The organism is Pseudomonas fragi, from assembly GCF_025426255.1.
GTDB lineage: Bacteria > Pseudomonadota > Gammaproteobacteria > Pseudomonadales > Pseudomonadaceae > Aquipseudomonas > Aquipseudomonas kulmbachensis.
The window spans coordinates 1,882,882-1,902,875 of sequence record NZ_CP104861.1; the positions used below are offsets into that span (position 1 = coordinate 1,882,882).

Sequence of the window (19,994 nt, forward strand, 5' to 3'; positions counted from 1 at the left end):
CAAGCCACCCCGGTGGCCGTCGATTTAGAGAGGAAAGAGACCATGAACATTAAAAAATCTGCTGTTGCCGTGTTGTTGGTGTCGGGCCTGGTGCTGATGAGCGGTTGCGATCAGGCAGAAAAAGCCGCCCAACAAATGTTGAGCAAAACCGCTGAGTCCGCCAAACAGGCGATTGATGACACGCACAAGGCGGCTGAACAGGCGCTCAGTGATGCCACTGGCGGGCTGGTTGAAAAAGAGCAGCCTGAACAAGAAAACAAAGACTCATCCAAAGCCATTTAACGCGTCCTACTGCAGAGTCCGAACACACCTATGGAATATCTTTTACAACTGGCTGCCAGCCCCGCAGCCTGGGTTGCCTTGGCCACGTTGATCGTGATGGAAATCGTGCTGGGCATCGATAACCTGATCTTTATCTCGATTTTGACCAACAAACTGCCTGAGCAATACCGCACCAAGGCACGTCGTATCGGTATCGGCATGGCGCTGATTTTGCGCCTGGGTCTGCTGGGTACTATCGCCTACATTGTTCAGTTGACCACGCCAGTGTTTGAAGTGCTGGGCAAGGCCTTTTCGTGGAAGGACATGATTCTGATTGCCGGTGGTCTGTTCCTGGTATGGAAAGCCACCAGTGAAATCCACCACAGCATGACCCCGCAACCGGAAGAAAAGACCGAGAGCGTGTCGTCGAAAGTAACCTTGGGTTTTGCGGCGGCCATCGGGCAGATTTTGATGCTGGACCTGGTGTTCTCCATCGACAGCATCATTACCGCAGTCGGCATGACCGAACACTTGCCAATCATGGTGATTGCAGTAGTGGTCGCGGTAATGGTGATGTTGCTGGCTTCGGAGCCTCTGGCCAAATTCATCAATGACAACCCGACCGTGGTGATGCTGGCGCTGGCCTTCCTGATCATGATCGGTATGACCCTGATCGCCGAAGGCTTCGGTGCCCATGTACCTAAAGGCTACGTGTATGCGGCGATGGCGTTCTCGGCCACTGTTGAAACACTCAACATTGTGGCGCGCCAGATTCGGGAAAAACGCCAGGCTGCCCTGGTGAAGTAAGCGCAAGTTACTGCTGAAAAGCCGTCCACCCTGTTTGGGGTGGGCGGCTTTTTGTTTAATGGGCGTTTGCTGCGCCAGCTACCGGTTTTTCAGGGGTGTCTTGCGGTTTTGGCTGCACCTGCGGGTGGTGATGGCGGCTAATGCGCATCAGGCCCCAGAGCATAGCGCCAGCGACAGTCAGCCAGCCGGTGATCAGCAGGACAATCGTGAGTATCGGGCTCATCAGTGCCTCCTTTGCCCCCAACGGGCTCAAACACACGCCAAGCAATGGACAGTCTAGCCTCAGCAGTGTTGCAGTCTATTGACCGAAGGTCGTGCTGGACTAACCATTTTGCTCTATCTCAACGATAGTGCTGTGGCTAAAGGCTATACCTCGTCCTGTTGGCACCCTATGATCGTCACCCTTGGCGGGCCTTATGGTCCGACACTCATTCAAGGCGAGGGAATATGCAGGGAGTGACTGGGTTGAGATCAGCGCGACTGTTGCTGACAGGGTTCCTGGTATTGGTGATGGCGGGATGCGCTAGTGTTGAGTCGCCGCAAATTCAGCGCTTGCCTGAACGGGTCGAGCTCAATGGCGTACCCTTTTTTCGCGGTAATGCCAATCAAGGCGGCCCGCAAACATTGGCCGGGATGCTCGGTGAGCAACGGGTCAGAATTACCCCGGGTCTTTTGATCAAACCGCTGAAGCTGCCGGGCGCCGAAGCTGCATTGCAAGGCAATATGGAGCAACTGGCTGCTGGCTACGGGTTGATGGTCTATCCGTTGGACTCATCGCTTTCTGCGCTCTTGACCCAAGTCGCTGCAGGCTATCCGGTCATGCTGCGTTTCAGCGACGGCACGCTCTGGTCCGAGCCGCGCTACGCGATGCTTGTAGGTTATAACCGCGCCAAGCGTACGGTAATGCTGCGTGCGGGCATGGAGCGGCGGCGACTGATGAACATCAACACGTTCGAGTCGTCCTGGAAAGATGCCGGAGGCTGGGCGGTACTGATCCTGTCGCCGACACAATTGCCGGCCAATGTCGACAAGGCGCGCTGGTTGAAAGCGGCTAATGACCTGTCCCGCTCGGGACAGGAGCAGGCCGGGGCCACCGCCATCAAGACCCTTGAATCCAATAAATAGACAAACTCTGTGGGAGCGGGCTTGCTCGCGATGTAAACAACGCGGTTTCACTGAAGGATCGCGTCGCGCCTATCGTGAGCAAGCCCGTTCCCACAATGGGTTAAAACCCGAACTTGTCCCGCAGGCTGTAGTACCACGCGCCCAAAGCGGTCAGTGGTGTACGCAGCAGCTGTCCGCCGGGGAAAGGATAGTGCGGCAAGTCGGCAAACGCATCAAAGCGCTCTGCTTGGCCGCGCAAGGCCTCGGCCAGCACTTTGCCTGCCAGATGGGTGTAAGTCACTCCGTGACCGCTGCAACCCTGCGAGTAATAAATGTTGTCACCGATACGGCCAACCTGAGGCAGGCGTGACAGCGTCAGCAGGAAGTTACCCGTCCATGCGTAGTCAATTTTCACGTCCTTGAGCTGCGGGAAAGCCTTGAGCATTTTTGGCCGGATAATCGCTTCAATGTTGGCCGGGTCCCGCGCGCCATACACCACGCCGCCGCCGAAGATCAGGCGCTTGTCGCCGGACAGGCGATAGTAGTCGAGCAGGTAGTTACAGTCTTCGACGCAGTAATCTTGCGGCAACAGGGTTTTGGCCAGTTCTTCGCTCAACGGTTCGGTGGTGATTACCTGAGTACCGCACGGCATGGATTTGGACGCCAGTTCGGGTACCAGATTACCCAGATAAGCATTGCCCGCGACGATGATGAACTTGGCGCGCACCTTGCCTTGTGGTGTATGCACCACAGGATTGGCACCGCGCTCAATCCGAATCGCCGGTGACTGCTCGTAAATCGTACCGCCCAGCGACTCAACGGCGGCGGCCTCGCCCAGCGCCAGATTCAGCGGGTGAATATGCCCGCCGCTCATGTCCAGCAGCCCCCCCTGATACTGATCGCAGTCCACAACCTCACGAATCCGGCGCTGATCCAGCAACTCCAGATGCGTGTTGCCATAACGCTCCCAGAGCTTTTTTTGTGCTTCCAGATGGCCCATCTGCTTGGCGGTGATCGCTGCAAACACACCGCCGTCTTTCAAGTCGCACTGGATCTGATACTTGGCCACGCGTTCACGAATGATCTTGGCGCCTTCAAAGGCCATCTGCCCCAGCAACTGCGCCTGCTTGGCCCCCACAGTGCGCTCGATCACATCTATATCGCGACTGTAACTATTAACGATCTGCCCGCCATTGCGTCCGGAAGCGCCGAACCCCACCTTTGCGGCTTCCAGCACAGTGACCTTGAAACCGGCCTCCAGCAAAAACAGCGCACTCGACAGCCCGGTATAGCCAGCGCCGATTACACAGACATCCGTCTCGACCTCACCCTGCAGGGCAGGGCGTTCAGGAGTCGGATTAGCTGAAGCCGCATAGTAGGACTGGGGATAGGGAGTGTTCGACATTCTGCAGCCTCTGTTTTATATTTTTTACGAGTGCGACCGATGCTACCTGAGTTGAAATCCACCCGCCAGCTACCGGCGGATGAGCTTTTTTGCGGTGAAAATAAATAATTCGACTATTCATAGGGTTAGCTGCAAAAAAGGTGTTGACACCCCTCCGCAAATCTATAGAATGCGACCCCACAGCAGGCACGTAGCTCAGTTGGTTAGAGCACCACCTTGACATGGTGGGGGTCGTTGGTTCGAGTCCAATCGCGCCTACCAAACAAAATCCGCTCTGCTGGGCGGTCTAGAAGGGCTCACCGAAAGGTGGGCCCTTTTTTGTTGTCTGCGATTTGCAAAACCCCCGCTTCAGAACGCCAAATGCTCGCTATAGCTGTTGTTGTCGATGCAGGGCTCTGTGAATAAGCCGCTCAAGTAATCTATATCGATGCCTCCGGGAGCTCCACGACTGGTCGCCGTAGCACCCTCAACGAAGTGCATGCAGGCCAGGCCAGATTTAGCTTGTTCAGTTCGTTTTTTAGATACCCGAACAGACCCATGACGTTGCTGACTGGTGGAGTGTTTCCAGCGTCAGGCGCGACCACCGCCTTCAGGGCGTCGATCGTGAATATATGAGCTGATGAAGGCACCTGGCGCGGCGCGGCCCGGGATGATGGCGGACTGGCTTGCAGTGATGTGTACGCATCGGAGTACGATCTGCCTGGCGTATGTCGGCCGTTGGCTACTCAGATCACACTCCGATGCGACCTCCCGTGAGGGATCGGGCAGTTAGCGACAGGCTGTCGTTGGCGCTGGTTGTTCAGTAAGAACCTTTATAGGTAAGTGAAGCTCGGTCGCGCTAACTTGCACTGTTTTCTGCAGATTTATTTGCGTGCAGCTACTCTGCGTAGCCATCCCGCTGTATGGTCACTTTGCCCGGGGAACGCCGGGCTTGAATGACGCCTGCATTGTTTCGCAGAAGGCGCAAGCCGACTTGCGCGGGCTCATCTACGAGATTTCTCCGTTGCTCTATGCTGGTTCTGTGCTCACGCTGTTAATAAATAAGGTTAATTTTTGGGGAGATTTTGCGTTATGGAAAATGCATTCAAACAGCCATTATTCGTAGTCGGGGTCTCGCTGTCTGCTGTAGGTCTCGCCACTTCAATACCCGGAATCTGGATACCTGGGTGCGTCTTTATGGTTATCGGGCTTACGAAAAGAACGAAGGGTTGAGGTAACTTGTGTTCTGCACTTTCTGTCTCTGTGAAGAGGGGGTTATTGTATTGAACGTGAAGTCCGTCGGCGGCCGGGCTTCTTGTTTTTATTGAAGGTTTTTAAGTTACAGGCGTGTGCAAGCTGCCTGTTTAAACTAGGCGGGTAGTAACGCTGATACTGCTTTTACAGAGCTGTGTTGTTTGCCAATGGCTGGGCCCTCTTGTGTGTGGATAAAAGAAACGTTGACCGGGGTTCGGGTTTTCCGAATGTATAAACACCTGAAGAACTGACGCCGTTGTACTGGGGGTGAGGGCTTAATGAATTGTCTACGCTAGAGCCCCGATAGCCGCCAACACAATGATTACCCGCATGAAAACCACGTTCGCTATCACCATGCTTTGTTCGCGTGCGCGGTGTGAGCGTCAGTGTAGTCGTGAGTTTTCGAAGTGGGCAGTTTACAACGGGCGTTGCAAGAGAAACTCGCCATCTGTGTACGTTGTTTTTATTACAACTGTCATAAATCAGGTGGGCTTAGCCATTTATCGGAAAGAAATCATAGTGCGGGCCCGTTGGGTGCTGTGCTTCCTGAATAGATGTAATTACAAACTTGCGTTTGTTATTCGTGGCACTACACTCCGGCTCCCTGCAGGTAAGCAGGCTTTGGAAAAGCCGAATAAGCATTGCATCTTTAATTCAAAGATACGCAGTTCATTAATACTCAAGGATAGAGGTATATATGACGAAGCAAATACAATCACAGTTGGTACTCAAGAACGAAGATGCTGCACTTCACTTGCTGGATCAAACGATGGGTTATACCTATCAGGCAGCCCTACGGGCAGTAGCACAACTTGGGGTCGCCGATTATCTGGCCGACGGGCCAAAGTCAGTGGTGGATCTGGCGCAGGCCGTGGGCGCGGAGCCTCAGAAGTTGCAGCGATTGCTGCGAGTTACTGCAACACGGGATATTTTCCGCGAGGTTGAGCCCGGTGTTTTTGAGCTCACGCCGGCGGCAGATTATCTGCGTACCGATGCTGATCATTCACTGCGTTCTGCTGTGCTGATGCTTACCGATGAGACGTTCTGGCGGCCCATCGGTGAACTGATCGAGAGTGCCCGTGGTAATCCCCCGTTCAGGCACCTGTATGGCAAATCCTTTTTCGAGTACTGGTCGCAGGCTGGTGCCCAGGCAGAGGATTTTCACGTCGGCATGTCCTCCATGTCGGAAGTGGAGAACATTTTCCTGGTGCGCAGTTATGAGTTCCCTGACGGAGCCACCGTTGCGGATATTGCGGGAGGCTTTGGCGGTTTGCTGCTGCGTGTGCTGCAGACCAATCCCAGTCTCCACGGAATCTTGTACGACCAGCCGCACGTTCTGGAAAGGAACCGCTTGGGTGAGCTGGCAGACAACTCCCGGTGGGAGCTGAGTTCGGGTGATTTCTTCAAGTCCGCACCGAAGGCGGATATTTATCTTCTCAAGTACATCATGCATGACTGGCCTGATGAGCAGGCATCGCTGATCCTGAAGAACATCCGCAAAGCCATGAACCCCGGCGCACGCATCCTCATCATGGATCCCCTCATTCCGGAGGGAAACACGCCGCACTCCGGGAAGTTGATGGACCTGTTGTGCATGGGTATCTACGAAGGCGGCAGGGAGCGGACCAAAAAAGAGTTCGAACAGTTGTTGGCAAGCGCCGATATGCGCTTGAACCGCACTATTGATACGGGCTGCTACGTATCAATTATCGAGGCATGCGCGGTGTAGTGAATCGTGCGTAAAGCCGCATTGGCAAATGATCAATGCGGCTTTGCCTGTGTGATCAGCCACTGCGTTCTTACTCTTTTCAGAGGCAATCCCATGAATAGACTTGCCATAGTCGGTGCCGGAGCTGCCGGCGTTGCGACTTTCATCGCTGCGGTCAGGGCGGGTGTTGCGCGAACCATCTATATGGTAGATCCGCACCCCGTCGGCCCGGGAACAGCATTCTCGAATACGGATCGCGACATTCTCTGTAATACCTCGGTTGATACCATGTCGGTGTTGCACGACGTGCCCCTGGATTTTCTTGAACACTTGAGTTGCGAAGGCTACGCCTCTACGGCCGAGAGCTTTGTGCCGCGGTTTTTGGTGGGCCGATACCTGGCGAACCGCTTTGTGCAGTATTCCGCCATGGCGCGGGAGCAGGGGGTGGTCGTCAAATATGTATCGAGTACGTTCAAGGCCCTGAAGATTCATGGCCACCGCCGCTATGAACTGGAGTTTGTTGACTCCCCTCAGGTGCCGTCCTCATCTCTGATGGTCACTGATGTGGTGTTCTGTACGGGCTTTGGGCCGCCTCGTTTACCGCTTGTTGCGCAACCTTTTTTCAACCATTCGAGCTTCATCAAGAATCCGTACCCTGAAGCCAGCATGCTGGCGATGATTCCTGAAAAATCCCGTGTGCTTGTGATGGGTAGCAAACTGTCGGCCATCGACAGTGCGATCGTTCTCTGTCGCGACGGGCATCAAGTGACCATGCTGTCCCCGTCGGGAGAGTTCCCCGCCGTACGTGCGCGTTTCATGCGCAGCCCAAAGGCAGCATTCGTTGGCGAAGACATCGCATCCGTCATGGCGCCAGGGGAGGAGGGCTGCAAGACGTACAGTCCTTCGCTGCACTATAGGTACGTCAAATACTTCTCCAAGGTATTGCGCCAGAACATTGGCAAAGACTGGAGTCAGCAGTTCTCCTATTCATCGACTGTTCTCGGCAGGTTGAAGGAAGAAGTCGAAATTGCAGAGAGTGGTGATAGCCAGTGGCAGGAATACGTTGTTGATTTCATGCATGCCATTAACGGCGTGCACAACAAGGAAGACGTCTATTTCGACGGCTCTTTCCACCCTCGCTTCGAGCGTCTGCTTTACAGGTATATTACGGCACTCGCACTGCCCAACGCCCGCAAACTGTTGAAGTACATTGAAGACGGTGTTCTCTGCGTAGAGGGCGGTGAAATCAGCGCGATGGATTACTCAGACAGGCGCCCCAATGCATGGAATGTCAGTTGGGGTGGGGAGGTGCATGGCTTTGACACCATTGTTGCAGCCACGGGCTACTACCAGTCCAGATATGTCATGAGCGATGACGGCAGGGTCGAGCTGGACGTGACAGGTGAGCGGGGCAGGCATGCGATCACTATCTTGCCGAGCATGGCCGGTGCGCATGAGAGTTTTGGCGGCAAGGAGAGCATCTGGTTCGTCGGCGCGCCGGCCCGCCCGCGTGTCTGGGTACCGAATGCCCTTGTTGTGGTTACACCATTGGCAAACCAGGTCATCGAGAGCATGCGTCAGCTTCCACGAGTGGGGGCGGCCGCTTGATGTCATGAGCTGAGCTGTCAGTCAGTGCCTGCGCGCGGCTTGTAGCTGCGCGTTGGCATTTCTCGTCCCCCCGCTCATTCAACCTCAAGCGCGGCCTGTATCTGATCGGCATATTTGCCCAGATTATCCAGCTCCCATTGAAGCTGGGCAGGGCCGCTTGAGTTGAAAACCTTGGACTGGATCAAGGTCAAAGCAGCGGCAACGGCAAGCTCTCGTCTATTCTGCGGGCTTGCTGCACCAAAGGGGGTGTCGCCTCTGTCGCTCACCGGGTTGTGAATGTTGATCAGCAATTCGCGCTTTGCGAATCGATAGAATCGAGACATAAAAGCGAGCTGTATCCTGCACGTTGAAGGTTTCACCGTCTTCAATCGCATGATTTTGAAGTCGTTGATCATCTTCGGAGTGATGTCTTGGATTGGTTGGGTGAAATGCCTGCCAAGGTGCTCAACAACCTTTAGAGCGTGTTGATAGCTGCCTTTGCCTTTGAGCATGGTTTCGCAGTAGGTCATGCCCAACGTATAGATAGTGTGGTGCTTGTTATCCATTGTCACGGCTTCAATCTGGCTGGCCCATGACTCTGCCGCAGCTTTGGTGCTGAAGGTTTTTGATTGGGGAGATTTGCCTTTAACTCGTACCTGAGCGTTCCAGTTGCCTGATGGAAGTAAGCGAATGTTGGCCATTTTTGACGCCTCAAAATGTGAATGGGCGTTCTGTGAAACCCAAGAGCACCAAGGCTTGCAGCTTGCTCAAGCAGACCTTGACATGGTGGGGGTCGTTGGTTCGAGTCCAATCGCGCCTACCAAACAAAATCCGCTCTGCTGGGCGGTCTAGAAGGGCTCACCGAAAGGTGGGCCCTTTTTTGTTGTCTGCGATTTGCAAAACTTTTGCAAAACCCCCACCTCAGGCGCATTACGCGCCGGATAGAGTGCGTATCAAGCGAGCAGGCCTGCTACAGACTATTGTGGGGGCGATCATCGGTGGGGCGATCTACGCCGAAGACAAGATGTAAGCGATTAAGGAAGATCGGTCGACGACGGCTTGGGCTGCACTCTGAAGCGTGAAGTCCGCACGTATCTTCCAAGCAGCCACATGCCGTAGGCAATACTTGCCGAGAGCACGCAAAATAGCCAGACGCCCAGCACTTCTCCGAATCGATAGGGTGTCAAATGCGTCGTAAAAACCAGCACGGCAGACTTGAAAACGGTTTTCGAAACTTGGACCCATATCAAAATGGCTACGGCGTATATCGGTAACGAGGCCGCCAATCGAAGCCAGTAAAGCGCTTTGTTCATGAGTAACGTCTTCCTTGATGGGGCGTTTAAAGCACGGCATGTTAAGGGCTTCATACGCCAAGTCTACCCCTGGGCTGTGTTCTGCTTAGACAGGGTTTGTAGTGGTCAACTAATCCCGGACACGACGTTAAGTTTTTTCTCGGCCTGAGCCGGTGGCAGCCCACCATTAAATTGGTGCGGTCGAATCCAGTTGTACCGGTGCATCAAAAAATGGCTGATATCCCGCTGAGCTTGTTGGACCGTCGCGTAGCCCATGGTCGGTATCCACTCGGTTTTCAGGCTCCTGAACACCCGCTCCATCGGCGCGTTATCCCAACAATTTCCTCGCCGGCTCATGCTCTGACGCATGCGATATCGCCAAAGGCGCTGGCGAAAACTCCGGCTTCCATATTGCGAGCCCTGGTCGGAGTGGAACAGCAAACCCTGAGGCTTCCCTCGCTGCTCGTAAGCCATGTCCAAGGCCTTGATGACCAAGTCGGCATCCGGCTTTCCCGACAACGCCCAACCCACAACACGGCGGGCAAAAAGATCTAGCACAACCGCCAGATACTGCCATTTCCCTTGAGCCCAGATGTAAGTGATATCGCCACACCAGACGTGGTCAGGAGCGGGCACATCAAACTCTCGGTTCAAAATATTAGGGATGTCGGGCCGCTCGACCGTCGCCTTTTTGTAAGCATGCGATCCCGGTTGTTTGCTGACCAACTCCAGCTCGCGCATCAGGCTGCGTACCTTGAATCGCCCGATCTGCTCGCAGTCGTCCTGCATCATGGCCATGATGCTACGGCTACCGGGAGCACTGCGGCCTTGGGTGAACAACTCGCTCACCCGACTGCGCAATCGAAGGCGTTCTACATCCGGTGTGCGGCGCCTGAGACGCCGAGCGTAGTAGCACGAGCGGGTCACTTCAAACACCTTGCACAGCCAATCAACCGGCTCGTGGATGCTCAACTGGTCAATCAGCGCGAACGCTCGAGATCTTCCGACATCAAGAGCGCGGTGGCCTTTTTTAAGATCGATTTTTCCCGCTCAAGGCGAGTAATTCGGGCTTCCAGCTCTTGGATTTTCTGCTGCTCCGGGGTCAGCGCTTTGCTCTGCGGGGTGACGCCCGTGCGTTCTTGCTGCACCTGGTCGACCCGTCGGCGCAAAGCCGACTCGCCGACACCAAGCGAGCGGCTGGCCTCAATGAAGCTGTAATCCTGCTTGAGAACGAGGTCGGCAGCCTCGCGTTTGAATTCAGGGGAAAAGGTACGGCGTTGTTTGGTCATCTGACACCTCGTTCTGGCGAGCATTCTCGCCTAAATGGGTGTCCGGTTTCATTAGACCACTACAGTTGCGCGAGTGACTTTCCTTGTGGCAATCACAACCGAAGAGTCTTCTTGCATTTTTATGCGCAATTCACCGTACAGAGCCAATGAGCTTCATGACGGTATGACCATCAATGGGGGCGGTGTATGCAGTGGTCAGTCGATCGCCTTGCTAACTGCTGCGCCAATCAGCACGAACGGCGACAGCACAACCATAAACACGGTCATCCAGACTCCCGTGTAGGCGTCGTCGACCTTCTTTCCCAATCCTGATGTCGAGGTCGCGGGTTCCTGACGCTTGGACACGCTCAGGGCATAACGATAGTGTTCGGCCTGGTCACCTTGGTGAACGCGGCATGCTTCATGGCTGAGGCTGACATAGCGTCCTCTCGGTGTATGCGTATCTCTCTCCGACTGAGCGATTGTGTTGTTGTGGCTGTCGATATTTTGTTGCAGGTCGCTCATCTGCGTCTTGAGCTCGGACTTGCATTCGCCCTCACTGGTGAACACGCGGCTAGTCTTGTTGATCACGCTGGGGCGATTTCGGCTATCCAGGAACACGTTGATTTCACCGCTGTGCCCATCATCCCGTTGAAATACCCTGGCCCCCGCGAGCGTTTCGAAACCGGTATTGGTGAGCGCGTTGAGTTCATCGCTGGAGAGCGGCTTATACAAGGTGTAGCCATAAATCTGCGGCCCGCTGATGGGCGCCTTGGTCGCAGGTGTGGCGCACGCCGTTAGTGACGAAGCAATAATCGAAAGGCTTAACGCGACACAAAACGTCCTGTTCATGACTTCATCCATTGACTGTTTGGATCACCGATAATCAGGCGCAGGTTACCTGAGCCCCGTGCCATCGAGGTAGTTCGCGAGTTGTTGGTCGGGACGCCTCCCAACATGCAGGTGATAGGTTCGGCTGCTATGGAAACAGCCGAAAGTAGCCGATAAGCCGCGACAGTGATGCCTGCACGGGTTGCCTACCGTTTGGAGAGACCATGCTTATCACTTCGTTGCTTTTCATGATGGGTTAGCGCCGGATACGGATCTTTTGCCAGCTCACATCGTTGTGAAATGCTCCCGTATCGCCTCGTATCACATACAGGGTGGCCCTGTAGGCGGAGGTTAGTGGTGTGCATTGCAGTCCTCGAATTTTTCGATATGCCCATACCCAGCCGTGAGTCTTGCTGGCGTTCATCCTTCTTCCTGCTTTTTGATCTTCATGTTTCTAAGCTATCCAGGAAAATTATCTGAGTTTTCTTGGACTCTCACTTCTGCGCTAGTTCAATTATCAAGTACGTTTTGTATTTTTTGAGAGATTTAAATCCCCGTCACGGCGCGGCACTTACTTTAGATCCTCCGAACGCCAGCGACATGGGGGCCTGGCCGCTCATCGGCTGGCCGTACGCATTCCGCAACCGGTTGGCGATCGGCGCGATAAAAAGGTTGGGTTGGACAATAACGAACTTGCGAATGTCTTGTGCAACTCGTTTGCCATATCCTTTTTACGGCCGAAAGCGCTTTTATCAAGGATTACCCGTCAACATTACGGCTTGAGTGACCCGGTCTTGAATAAGTCGAAAGAGTAGGGGTTATCGGCGGATACGAATCTTCTGCCAGGTACGGCTGTTGTAAAAAGCCCCGGTATCACCTCGAATAGCATACAGGGTGGCTCTATAAGCAGAGGTTAGTCTGGAGCACAGAAGGCTGCGCATCTTGCGATAAGCCCACATCCAATCGCGTTTAAATAGTTTGCTCATATATCTGCCTTGATTTGGTAAAGCTCGCCTGTTGTGTCATTTAATGCGCTGAAAAATGATTCAGTAGGTTATGGGGGCGATGGCTGTTCACCGATGACATTAGTCCGTTCATGTCTGTATGCTCTCTGGTGTTCTTGATGTGGTTATAAAAGGGTTGCTGAGCGTTAGGTGGCTGGGTGTGTCAGCTCGGTAGTGGTTTAGCGATGCAGGCACGTTGTTATAAATGCCTTCGTTGGCCAGGTTAATATAATGTCTGCAGCTGCCTGTTTCGAGTTTATGAATGGGCGTGTGGGATATTCACTGATCGTATTGGCGTAACCAGGGAAAAATTCCGGAGCAAATGATAGTGCTGAAACCGTTCGTCTGTAACCATTTCAAAAAATATTTTTACACTTTTTATTATGGCTTGACGGGTTGTTGGCGCCATTCGGCTGGCTGCAAATTTTCTTGATTTTATGTCTTCTATATATAGCGCTGACGATTGTTTGTTCTGGTTTTTTGCTTTGACGGATTGCTGGCGCCACTCAACTGGCTTGGTGACGTTATAAAATGAATTTTGGTGTATATGACTTTTCTTTTATTTGGTTTTTTTATAAATTGGCATTGATCACGTCTTGCTTGGGCTCCCGGTTAATGAAGGGCTGGTTGAGTCGCTTCTGGGTTCAGGGCCACCCATAACAATAAAAATTTTGTCGGCTAACAGTAATCATGCCTCAGTGCGAGGCCCTTCGGCCCCTGGCGTGCGATGCTGAAATTTTTGTCAGTTCAGAATAGACCCGGTCCAGGTGGGCGCAGGTTTCACCGTTGAGAGCGATACATTCAGCTTCAGGTATCAGCCTTGTAATTAAGGGGGGTGGCTTGACTTGGTAAGTTGTCCTTCGCGTTGCGTAAGTGCTCACGTGTCACACAGGGATGGGAATAGAAAGTATGGAGCGTGGACATTTTGTACAAGTTATCGCCGTTACAAGCGGGAAGGGAGGGGTGGGCAAGACCGTTGTTGCTGTAAACCTGTCTTTGGCATTGGCAGAACTTGGCAAACGGGTTGTATTGCTGGAAGCCGATCTGGGATTGTCGAATATCGCCGTTCTGTTGGGGCTTACCCCGACGTACACACTTGCCGATTTAATTGAGGAACGCTGCGAGTTATCCGATGTATTGATGCCAGGGCCTGGGGGAGTGCGCATTGCCCACGCCGTGTCAGGCAGTCAGAACTTGGCGCATTTATCGCCTGCGCAGTATGCAGGCTTGATCCAGGCTTTCAGCGATGTCGCTGACACACTCGATGTATTGGTGATTGATACTGCCTCGGGTATTGGAACATCAGTAGTTACCTTCGTTCGAGCAGCCCGAGAGGTTTTGCTGGTTGTGTGTGACGAGCCAACCTCAATTGCTGATGCCTACGCACTCATAAAGTTGCTTAATCGTGACTACGGAATAAGTCGCTTCCGGATCCTGGCCAACATGCAGCACAATCCGCTTGACGGCCAAAGGCTGTTCGCCAAATTGATCAGGATAACTGACGATTTTCTAAGCGTAACGCTGCAGTATGTAGGGGCAATTCCATACGACCAGGATATACGCAAGGCCGCCTCTTTGCAGCGAGCAGTCTACCGAAACTTCCCTCGCTCCAAGAGTACAACGGCATTTAGGGCCATTGCTAAAAAAATTGATGCCTGGTCAATTTCCAGCAGTCCTCGAGGGCATATAGAGTTCTTTATAGAAGGCCTGGTCAATAATTCGAGACGTTAATACGAGCTGCTCTATTGCACGTGTTTAATATCGTCACTGGCACGTACAGTTTTAGGCTGAGAGCCGACACGGTCATTACATAAAGGAAACGGTGCATGCAGGCGTTCAATCATCAGGACGGCGAGTACATAGAGATAGATCAGGCAAATCTCTACTACGAACAGCAGGGGAACATGGAGGGCCCAGCCCTTGTATTTCTCCATGGAGGGTTTGGTGATATCGAGACGTTTAATGCCATCACGCCACGTCTGAGCCAAACCTACAGGTTGATCGCAATTGATAGCAGGGGCCAGGGGAAGTCCACCCTTGGCTCATCACGACTCAGCTACAAGCGCCTGCAGCAGGATGTTGAGGCGGTGCTCGGGTCTTTGGGGATTGAACGTTGCAGCATTATTGGCCATAGCGATGGCGGCATCGCTGCGTTACGGGTTGCCGTGGCCAACAATGTACATATTGAGAAGCTGGTAACAATTGGCGCGCATTGGATGCTGAGCGCGGACGATCCTGCTCGTGGCATGTATTCCGAGGTCACCGCCCAGAGCTGGCGCGAGATGTTTGCGCATAGTTACGATCGTTACCAGGCCCTGAATCCTGCGCCAGATTTCGAGCGGCTGACGGGAGCACTGAAGTCGCTCTGGCTCGACTCCGGAGAAGAAGGCTACCCGAACGAATCTGTGGGCAACATTACTGCCGACTTGCTGGTGGTCAGGGGCGACGAAGACATGCTTGTTTCGCGCACCAACGCAGCAGAGCTGGCTGATAGGGTGCCAAACGCGAGGCTCCTGAACATCCCTTTCGCAGATCACTCAGCCCATGAAGACCGCCCGGAATGGTTACTGGCAATTCTGGAGGTTTTTTTGACGACGAATGAGCGGGTCATGGCTGAGCGATAAACGCCTTCCTGAACAAGATGTGCTTCTGGTCATCCGATCCCCCTGATCGGATGACCTATTGAGCCCTGTCTGCTTGCAGGCGGGATCAAAGCTTGCGCGTCATCAGCCACTGCTCCTTTCCCCAGGCCTGGAAACACTCCAGCACCTGCCACCCACGTTTTGCGTAATAGTCTTGGCGATCATGGGTGTGCAGGTACAGCAGTGAAGTACCCCTGTTTTTTGCTTCGCTGCAGATACCTTCGATCAGTTGCTCCGCCAGGCCTCGTTTCCTTGCGTGCGGGGCGATGAATACGCATGCGAGCCAAGGGCCCGTTTTCGGGCGTTCTGGCAGGTCGTCTGCGGCGAGTGCCGCGCCACCCAGCAGTTGCCCATTCTCTAGCGCTATCAGGCATTGCCAGTCGCAGCTAGCCTGGCCCTGAGCGAACTCTTGTTGCCAGTCAGCCAATGGCTGCCCACTGAATTCGTAAGCGAACTGTCGATGCAGCCACTGCGCCATTGTGTCGCTGTGTTGCATATGGTCGCGCAGCCAGACTAACTGGAGCATTGGGTTCTTCCTTGTCTATTTTCGATGGGCGCGCACCGTCAAGCATAAGACCCGTGCAGGCCGAGTGATATTAAGCGGACTACAACGACGTCTCCACCGAGAAATCGAGTGATCTGACTGCCAGAAAACCTTGTCTGTGGGAGCGAGCCTGCGCGCTCCCGCAGCGGTACCGCTCGCTTAAGTGGCGTTAAGGTTCGGTTGATCATTTATTGATGTTGATCATAATCAAAAAGCTTGACGGTTTAGATTTCAGTCATCATCATAAATCCTGTCTTCAGCAAAAAAACTCAGCTACACCAAACCAGGCCTGCTTAATCAGTGATGTCAAAGGTGCTATATGTCCGATAAAACTCTGTTCGACTCTTACCGCTTGGGAGATCTCACTCTGCCTAATCGCATTGTTATGGCGCCCCTCACTCGCAATCGTGCGGGTATTGGTCTGACACCCACCGAGTTGACTGCCACTTATTACAGCCAGCGCGCTTCGGCTGGGCTGCTCATCACTGAGGCAACCCAGGTTTCTGAGCAGGCTCAGGGCTATCAAGATACGCCCGGCATTTACACCCAGGCGCAGATTGATGGGTGGCGTAAAGTTACCGAAGCCGTGCATGCAAATGGAGGTCGGATTTTCGTGCAGTTGTGGCACGTTGGGCGAATTTCCCACGTTGACTTACAGCCTGGCGGTGCAGCCCCTGTCGCCCCATCAGCCCTTCGTGCTGAAACCAAAACCTTCGTGAACAATGGCTTTGCTGATGTTTCCGAGCCTCGAGCGTTGGCCCTGAACGAGCTGCCGGGAATCGTGAATGACTTCCGTCAGGCTGCCGCCAATGCAATGGCTGCCGGTTTTGACGGGGTGGAGATTCATGGCGCCAATGGCTACCTGTTGGAGCAGTTCATCAAGGATGGCGCTAACAAGCGTACCGATGCCTACGGCGGTTCAATAGAGAACCGTGCACGGCTATTGCTGGAAGTCACCGCTGCTGTCGCCGATGAAATCGGCGCCAAGCGCACAGGTGTGCGTATCTCGCCAGTATCGCCAGCAAATGGCATTACCAGCACGGATCCTCAACCGCAGTACAACTACATTGCCGAGCAACTCAATGCCTTGGGTGTGATTTATCTGCATGTCGTTGAAGGCGCTACAGGAGGACCGCGAAACGTGGCGGCCTTTGATTATGGCGAGCTACGCAGCCGTTTCAAGCAAACCTACCTGGCCAATAACGGCTACGACCTTGAGCTGGCTACCTCGCGGCTGGTCAATGATGACGCCGATTTGTTCGCTTTTGGCCGTCCCTTTATCAGTAACCCTGACTTGATCGAACGCTTGAAGATTGGTGCACCGCTGGCGGCGTTAAACCCGGCTACTTTGTATGGCGGTGGTGCTGAGGGTTATATCGACTACCCGACACTGGCCGAAGCTAACGCTCGGTGAGCACAGACAACACGTCCTCCATGCTGGCGCGCTTTGGGCTTTAATTAAACTCAGAGCACGTGCTGAAGGCAGTTCTGCTGGTTTGACTTGTTCAAGTGTTGTCGAGGTTTCAATGGATCAGCTCGTATCCCGAAGCGTTTCAGCCATAGCATTTATCGATGCCCCTAACTTGTCGATCAAGGTGGGCAACGTCTCTTTTGCTTACCGTGAACTTGGTCCGGACACTGCTGTGCCGATAGTACTGCTCAACCATTGGGCGGCGGTCCTGGATAACTTCGACCCGCGCATCATGGATGGCCTGGCTTCCCGCCATCGGGTTATTGCCATTGATTATCAGGGGATTGGTGCGTCCACGGGGAGTGCTCCCGACACCATTGAGGCGATGGCAAGCGACGTCGTTGCGCTTGTCCTGGCACTTGGGTACTCAAAAATTGATTTGCTGGGGTTTTCACTCGGTGGTTTCGTGGCGCAGCAAGTCGTGCTTCAAGCTCCCGAGCTGGTACGCAAACTCATCCTCACAGGTACCGGACCCGCCGGTGGGGAAGGTATTGATCGAGTGGGCGCCGTCTCGTGGCCACTGATGCTCCGCGGTCTGCTGACGCTGCGTGATCCCAAGTATTACCTGTTTTTTACCCCTTCGAGACAAAGCCGAATGGCTGCCAAGGCTTACCTGCTGCGGCTGAAACAGCGTACGACTGACCGGGACAAGCCAGCGACCCCCATTGCTCTGTTACGACAGCTGAAAGCGATCAAGTCGTGGGGTAGGCAGGCCCCACAGAACTTGAGCCAGGTTGGCGTGCCTGTGCTGATTGTAAATGGTGATAACGACATCATGGTGCCAACCCGATTGAGTCAGGACATCGCGGCTCGACTACCCAATGCGCAGTTGGTGATCTTCGAGGACGCAGGCCACGGGGGGATTTTTCAATACCACGCTGAATTCGTGTCAAAGGTGTTGGCCTTCCTGGATGGGTCTGGCTCCCAAGCCGTCCATTAGGGTTACAGGATTTTTTGAAACTCGACTTGATTTGCAAATAGAGAAGTCATTCAGATGAAAGCATTCATCATTGATCGGTATGGGAAAAACGTGTCCGGGCGGATTGGCGAAATGCCTGAGCCGGCGGTGCAAGACGACGATGTCCTGGTGCAAGTGCACGCGGCGGGCGTCAATGCGCTGGACGTCAAGATTCGCAGTGGCGAGTTCAAAATGATCCTGCCTTATAAGTTGCCACTGGTACTGGGTAATGACGTTGCGGGAACAGTAATCAAAGTCGGCGCGCAGGTTAGCCGTTTCAAACCGGGTGATGAGGTTTATGCGCGTCCTGACCAGAATCGTATTGGTACATTCGCCGAATTCATCGCGATCAAGCAATCCTCCGTGGCGCGAAAACCGTTGAATCTGTCGATGGAGGAGGCTGCTTCAGTTCCTCTTGTGGCCTTGACCGCCTGGCAAGTGCTGGTCGAGACAGCCAAGCTCAAACCCGGACAAAAAGTGCTGATCCATGCTGGCTCCGGCGGCGTGGGCAGCGTTGCCATTCAATTGGCCAAACATCTTGGTGCCTATGTTGCAACGACCACGAGTACGGCGAATGTTGCCTGGGTCAAAGCATTGGGCGCTGATGTCGTTATCGATTACAAACAGCAGGACTTTGCTAACGAGCTTCGCGATTACGATGTAGTCCTCAATAGCTTGGGCAAGCGCGAGTTGAGCAAGTCGCTATCGGTGTTGAAGCCCGGTGGGCAGTTGATTTCGATTTCCGGGCCACCTACACCCGAGTTCGCCGTAGATCAAGGCCTGTCCTGGCCGTTGAAGCAGGTGCTGGGGCTTTTGAGTCGCAGCATTCGTAAACAAGCCGGGCAACGCGGCATCAGCTACTCCTTTGTTTTCATGCGTGCAGATGGGCAGCAGCTAAACGAGATAACCACCCTTATTGAGTCAGGAGCGATCACGCCTGTGGTCGAACAGGTATTTGCTTTCGAAGAAACTGCCGCAGCGCTGGCGTATGTTGAAAGTGGCCGCGCGAAGGGCAAGTTAGTGGTCAGGATGGTCTGAGGGGTGACGCCAGGTGCTTGAGCTGCTGTGGTAGTTGGGTTTTCGAGCCTGAGGCCACTATCGCCAGATGGCGACGATGACCTCAAGGGCATGGTTCATCCTGCGATGTACAGCCCGCCGTTAACGTGTAGCACTTCACCGGTCATGAAACTTGAGCCGTTGCTGCACAGGAAGGCAATCACCGAGGCGATTTCGCTCGGCTGACCCAGGCGTTTGAGTGGGGTCTGCTCCACCGAGTCGCTGCCGCGGGTAGCGATCAGGTTCTGGGTCATCGGGGTTTCGATGACTCCGGGAGACACGGCATTCACCCTGGTCTGCGGCCCCAATTCACGGGCCAGGGCGCGGGTCAGGCTCAGAAGCCCACCCTTGGACGTGCCATAGTGCGCGTTGGAGTACGCCCCCCGATGTGCGGCCACCGAGGTCAGGTTGACGATCGCGCTGTTGGCGCGCAGTGCCGGGATTGCCCGACTGCACAGGTAGAACACGCCGTCGAGGTTGATGCTCAGCGTCTGGCGCCATTGCTCATCGGTCATCTGGCGAATCGGTTGCGACTGGTACAGGCCGGCCGACGGCACCAGGAAGTCGATACCGCCGAAGCGCTCGATAGCCAGTTGCACTGCTTTGGCCGAGTCTTCTGGGTCTGCGGCATTCATCTGCAGGGTACAGACGCGCTGGCCGCTGGGGTCGAGTTCTCGGGCAAAATCTGCCAGGCCTTCGCCGTCCAGGTCGGCGAGCACCATCGAGGCGCCATATTGATAAAACAATTTTGCCACTTCGCGGCCAATACCACCGTTGGCACCTGACAGCAGCAGGACGCGATTGTTGAAGTCGTACATGGTCG

17 protein-coding genes, 2 tRNA genes and 2 pseudogenes are annotated in these 19,994 nt (G+C 54.2%); 12 read left to right on the forward strand and 9 right to left on the reverse strand.

From position 1 onward, the window contains the following. The first annotated feature begins 42 nt into the window (after positions 1-42). Together N7D90_RS08685 and N7D90_RS08690 are read left to right on the forward strand one after the other, a co-directional pair. Positions 43-282, forward strand: coding sequence for a hypothetical protein (locus tag N7D90_RS08685; RefSeq protein WP_261741772.1), 240 nt, complete (start codon positions 43-45; stop codon positions 280-282). A gap of 30 nt (positions 283-312) precedes the next feature. Next, positions 313-1,068, forward strand: a complete 756-nt coding sequence (locus tag N7D90_RS08690) for a TerC family protein (protein ID WP_261741773.1) — start codon at positions 313-315, stop codon at positions 1,066-1,068. A gap of 55 nt (positions 1,069-1,123) precedes the next feature. Here N7D90_RS08690 and N7D90_RS08695 read toward each other — a convergent pair whose 3' ends face one another. Further along, the gene (locus tag N7D90_RS08695) at positions 1,124-1,291 is read right to left on the reverse strand and encodes a hypothetical protein (protein WP_261741774.1); all 168 of its coding nucleotides are present in this window, start codon (positions 1,289-1,291) and stop codon (positions 1,124-1,126) included. A 224-nt stretch (positions 1,292-1,515) separates the two neighbouring features. Here N7D90_RS08695 and N7D90_RS08700 point away from each other — a divergent pair, with 224 nt between their 5' ends. Further along, the gene (locus N7D90_RS08700; protein WP_261741775.1) at positions 1,516-2,193 is read left to right on the forward strand and encodes a peptidase C39 family protein; all 678 of its coding nucleotides are present in this window, start codon (positions 1,516-1,518) and stop codon (positions 2,191-2,193) included. A 100-nt stretch (positions 2,194-2,293) separates the two neighbouring features. On the opposite strand, the gene N7D90_RS08705 is transcribed toward N7D90_RS08700, so the two are convergent. After that, complete coding sequence (locus N7D90_RS08705) at positions 2,294-3,577, reverse strand: NAD(P)/FAD-dependent oxidoreductase (RefSeq protein ID WP_261741776.1); 1,284 nt, start codon at positions 3,575-3,577, stop codon at positions 2,294-2,296. A gap of 184 nt (positions 3,578-3,761) precedes the next feature. Between N7D90_RS08705 and N7D90_RS08710 the strand changes: the two genes are divergently transcribed. Beyond that, a tRNA-Val gene (locus tag N7D90_RS08710) sits at positions 3,762-3,838 on the forward strand. Between the two features lie 93 nt (positions 3,839-3,931). Here the strand turns inward: N7D90_RS08710 and N7D90_RS08715 are convergent. Next, positions 3,932-4,158, reverse strand: a pseudogene (locus N7D90_RS08715) (alkene reductase); the annotation flags it as partial. Positions 4,159-5,507: 1,349 nt separating this feature from the next. Here N7D90_RS08715 and N7D90_RS08720 point away from each other — a divergent pair. Both N7D90_RS08720 and N7D90_RS08725 read left to right on the forward strand, forming a co-directional pair. Then, positions 5,508-6,539, forward strand: a complete 1,032-nt coding sequence (locus N7D90_RS08720; RefSeq protein ID WP_261741777.1) for an acetylserotonin O-methyltransferase — start codon at positions 5,508-5,510, stop codon at positions 6,537-6,539. 93 nt (positions 6,540-6,632) lie between these two features. Then, entirely contained in the window at positions 6,633-8,126 is a 1,494-nt protein-coding gene (locus N7D90_RS08725) for an FAD/NAD(P)-binding protein (protein ID WP_261741778.1), read from the forward strand. A gap of 257 nt (positions 8,127-8,383) precedes the next feature. Here N7D90_RS08725 and N7D90_RS08730 read toward each other — a convergent pair. After that, positions 8,384-8,806 (reverse strand): annotated as a pseudogene (locus tag N7D90_RS08730) (site-specific integrase); the annotation flags it as partial. Positions 8,807-8,857: 51 nt separating this feature from the next. Here N7D90_RS08730 and N7D90_RS08735 point away from each other — a divergent pair. Next, a tRNA-Val gene (locus N7D90_RS08735) sits at positions 8,858-8,928 on the forward strand. A 211-nt stretch (positions 8,929-9,139) separates the two neighbouring features. Here the strand turns inward: N7D90_RS08735 and N7D90_RS08740 are convergent. The 3 genes from N7D90_RS08740 to N7D90_RS08750 form a co-directional block, all read right to left on the reverse strand. Next, positions 9,140-9,418, reverse strand: coding sequence for a hypothetical protein (locus N7D90_RS08740; protein WP_261741780.1), 279 nt, complete (start codon positions 9,416-9,418; stop codon positions 9,140-9,142). Positions 9,419-9,523: 105 nt separating this feature from the next. Further along, positions 9,524-10,686, reverse strand: a protein-coding gene (locus N7D90_RS08745) for an IS3 family transposase (protein WP_261741781.1) whose coding sequence is annotated in 2 segments (ribosomal slippage) — positions 9,524-10,434 and positions 10,434-10,686 — 1,164 coding nt in all. Because the reading frame shifts where the segments join, the coding sequence is not laid out codon by codon here. 195 nt (positions 10,687-10,881) lie between these two features. After that, positions 10,882-11,517: a hypothetical protein gene (locus tag N7D90_RS08750; protein ID WP_261741782.1), complete on the reverse strand. Its 636-nt coding sequence runs from the start codon at positions 11,515-11,517 to the stop codon at positions 10,882-10,884. A 1,892-nt stretch (positions 11,518-13,409) separates the two neighbouring features. Between N7D90_RS08750 and N7D90_RS08755 the strand changes: the two genes are divergently transcribed. Further along, the gene (locus tag N7D90_RS08755; protein WP_261741783.1) at positions 13,410-14,231 is read left to right on the forward strand and encodes a MinD/ParA family protein; all 822 of its coding nucleotides are present in this window, start codon (positions 13,410-13,412) and stop codon (positions 14,229-14,231) included. A 95-nt stretch (positions 14,232-14,326) separates the two neighbouring features. Then, on the forward strand, positions 14,327-15,124 hold the full coding sequence (locus tag N7D90_RS08760) for an alpha/beta fold hydrolase (RefSeq protein WP_261741784.1): 798 nt from the start codon (positions 14,327-14,329) through the stop codon (positions 15,122-15,124). 85 nt (positions 15,125-15,209) lie between these two features. Here the strand turns inward: N7D90_RS08760 and N7D90_RS08765 are convergent, their stop codons facing one another. After that, positions 15,210-15,668, reverse strand: a complete 459-nt coding sequence (locus N7D90_RS08765) for a GNAT family N-acetyltransferase (RefSeq protein WP_261741785.1) — start codon at positions 15,666-15,668, stop codon at positions 15,210-15,212. 337 nt (positions 15,669-16,005) lie between these two features. Between N7D90_RS08765 and N7D90_RS08770 the strand changes: the two genes are divergently transcribed. The 3 genes from N7D90_RS08770 (at position 16,006) to N7D90_RS08780 (ending at position 19,153) form a co-directional block, all read left to right on the forward strand. Then, positions 16,006-17,100 (forward strand): alkene reductase, encoded by a 1,095-nt coding sequence (locus N7D90_RS08770; RefSeq protein ID WP_261741786.1) that lies wholly within the window; start codon positions 16,006-16,008, stop codon positions 17,098-17,100. 112 nt (positions 17,101-17,212) lie between these two features. Further along, positions 17,213-18,097, forward strand: a complete 885-nt coding sequence (locus tag N7D90_RS08775) for an alpha/beta fold hydrolase (RefSeq protein WP_261741787.1) — start codon at positions 17,213-17,215, stop codon at positions 18,095-18,097. 54 nt (positions 18,098-18,151) lie between these two features. After that, positions 18,152-19,153: an NADP-dependent oxidoreductase gene (locus tag N7D90_RS08780; RefSeq protein WP_261741788.1), complete on the forward strand. Its 1,002-nt coding sequence runs from the start codon at positions 18,152-18,154 to the stop codon at positions 19,151-19,153. Between the two features lie 95 nt (positions 19,154-19,248). Here the strand turns inward: N7D90_RS08780 and N7D90_RS08785 are convergent, their stop codons facing one another. After that, on the reverse strand, positions 19,249-19,989 hold the full coding sequence (locus N7D90_RS08785; protein ID WP_261741789.1) for an SDR family NAD(P)-dependent oxidoreductase: 741 nt from the start codon (positions 19,987-19,989) through the stop codon (positions 19,249-19,251). Positions 19,990-19,994 lie beyond the last annotated feature (5 nt).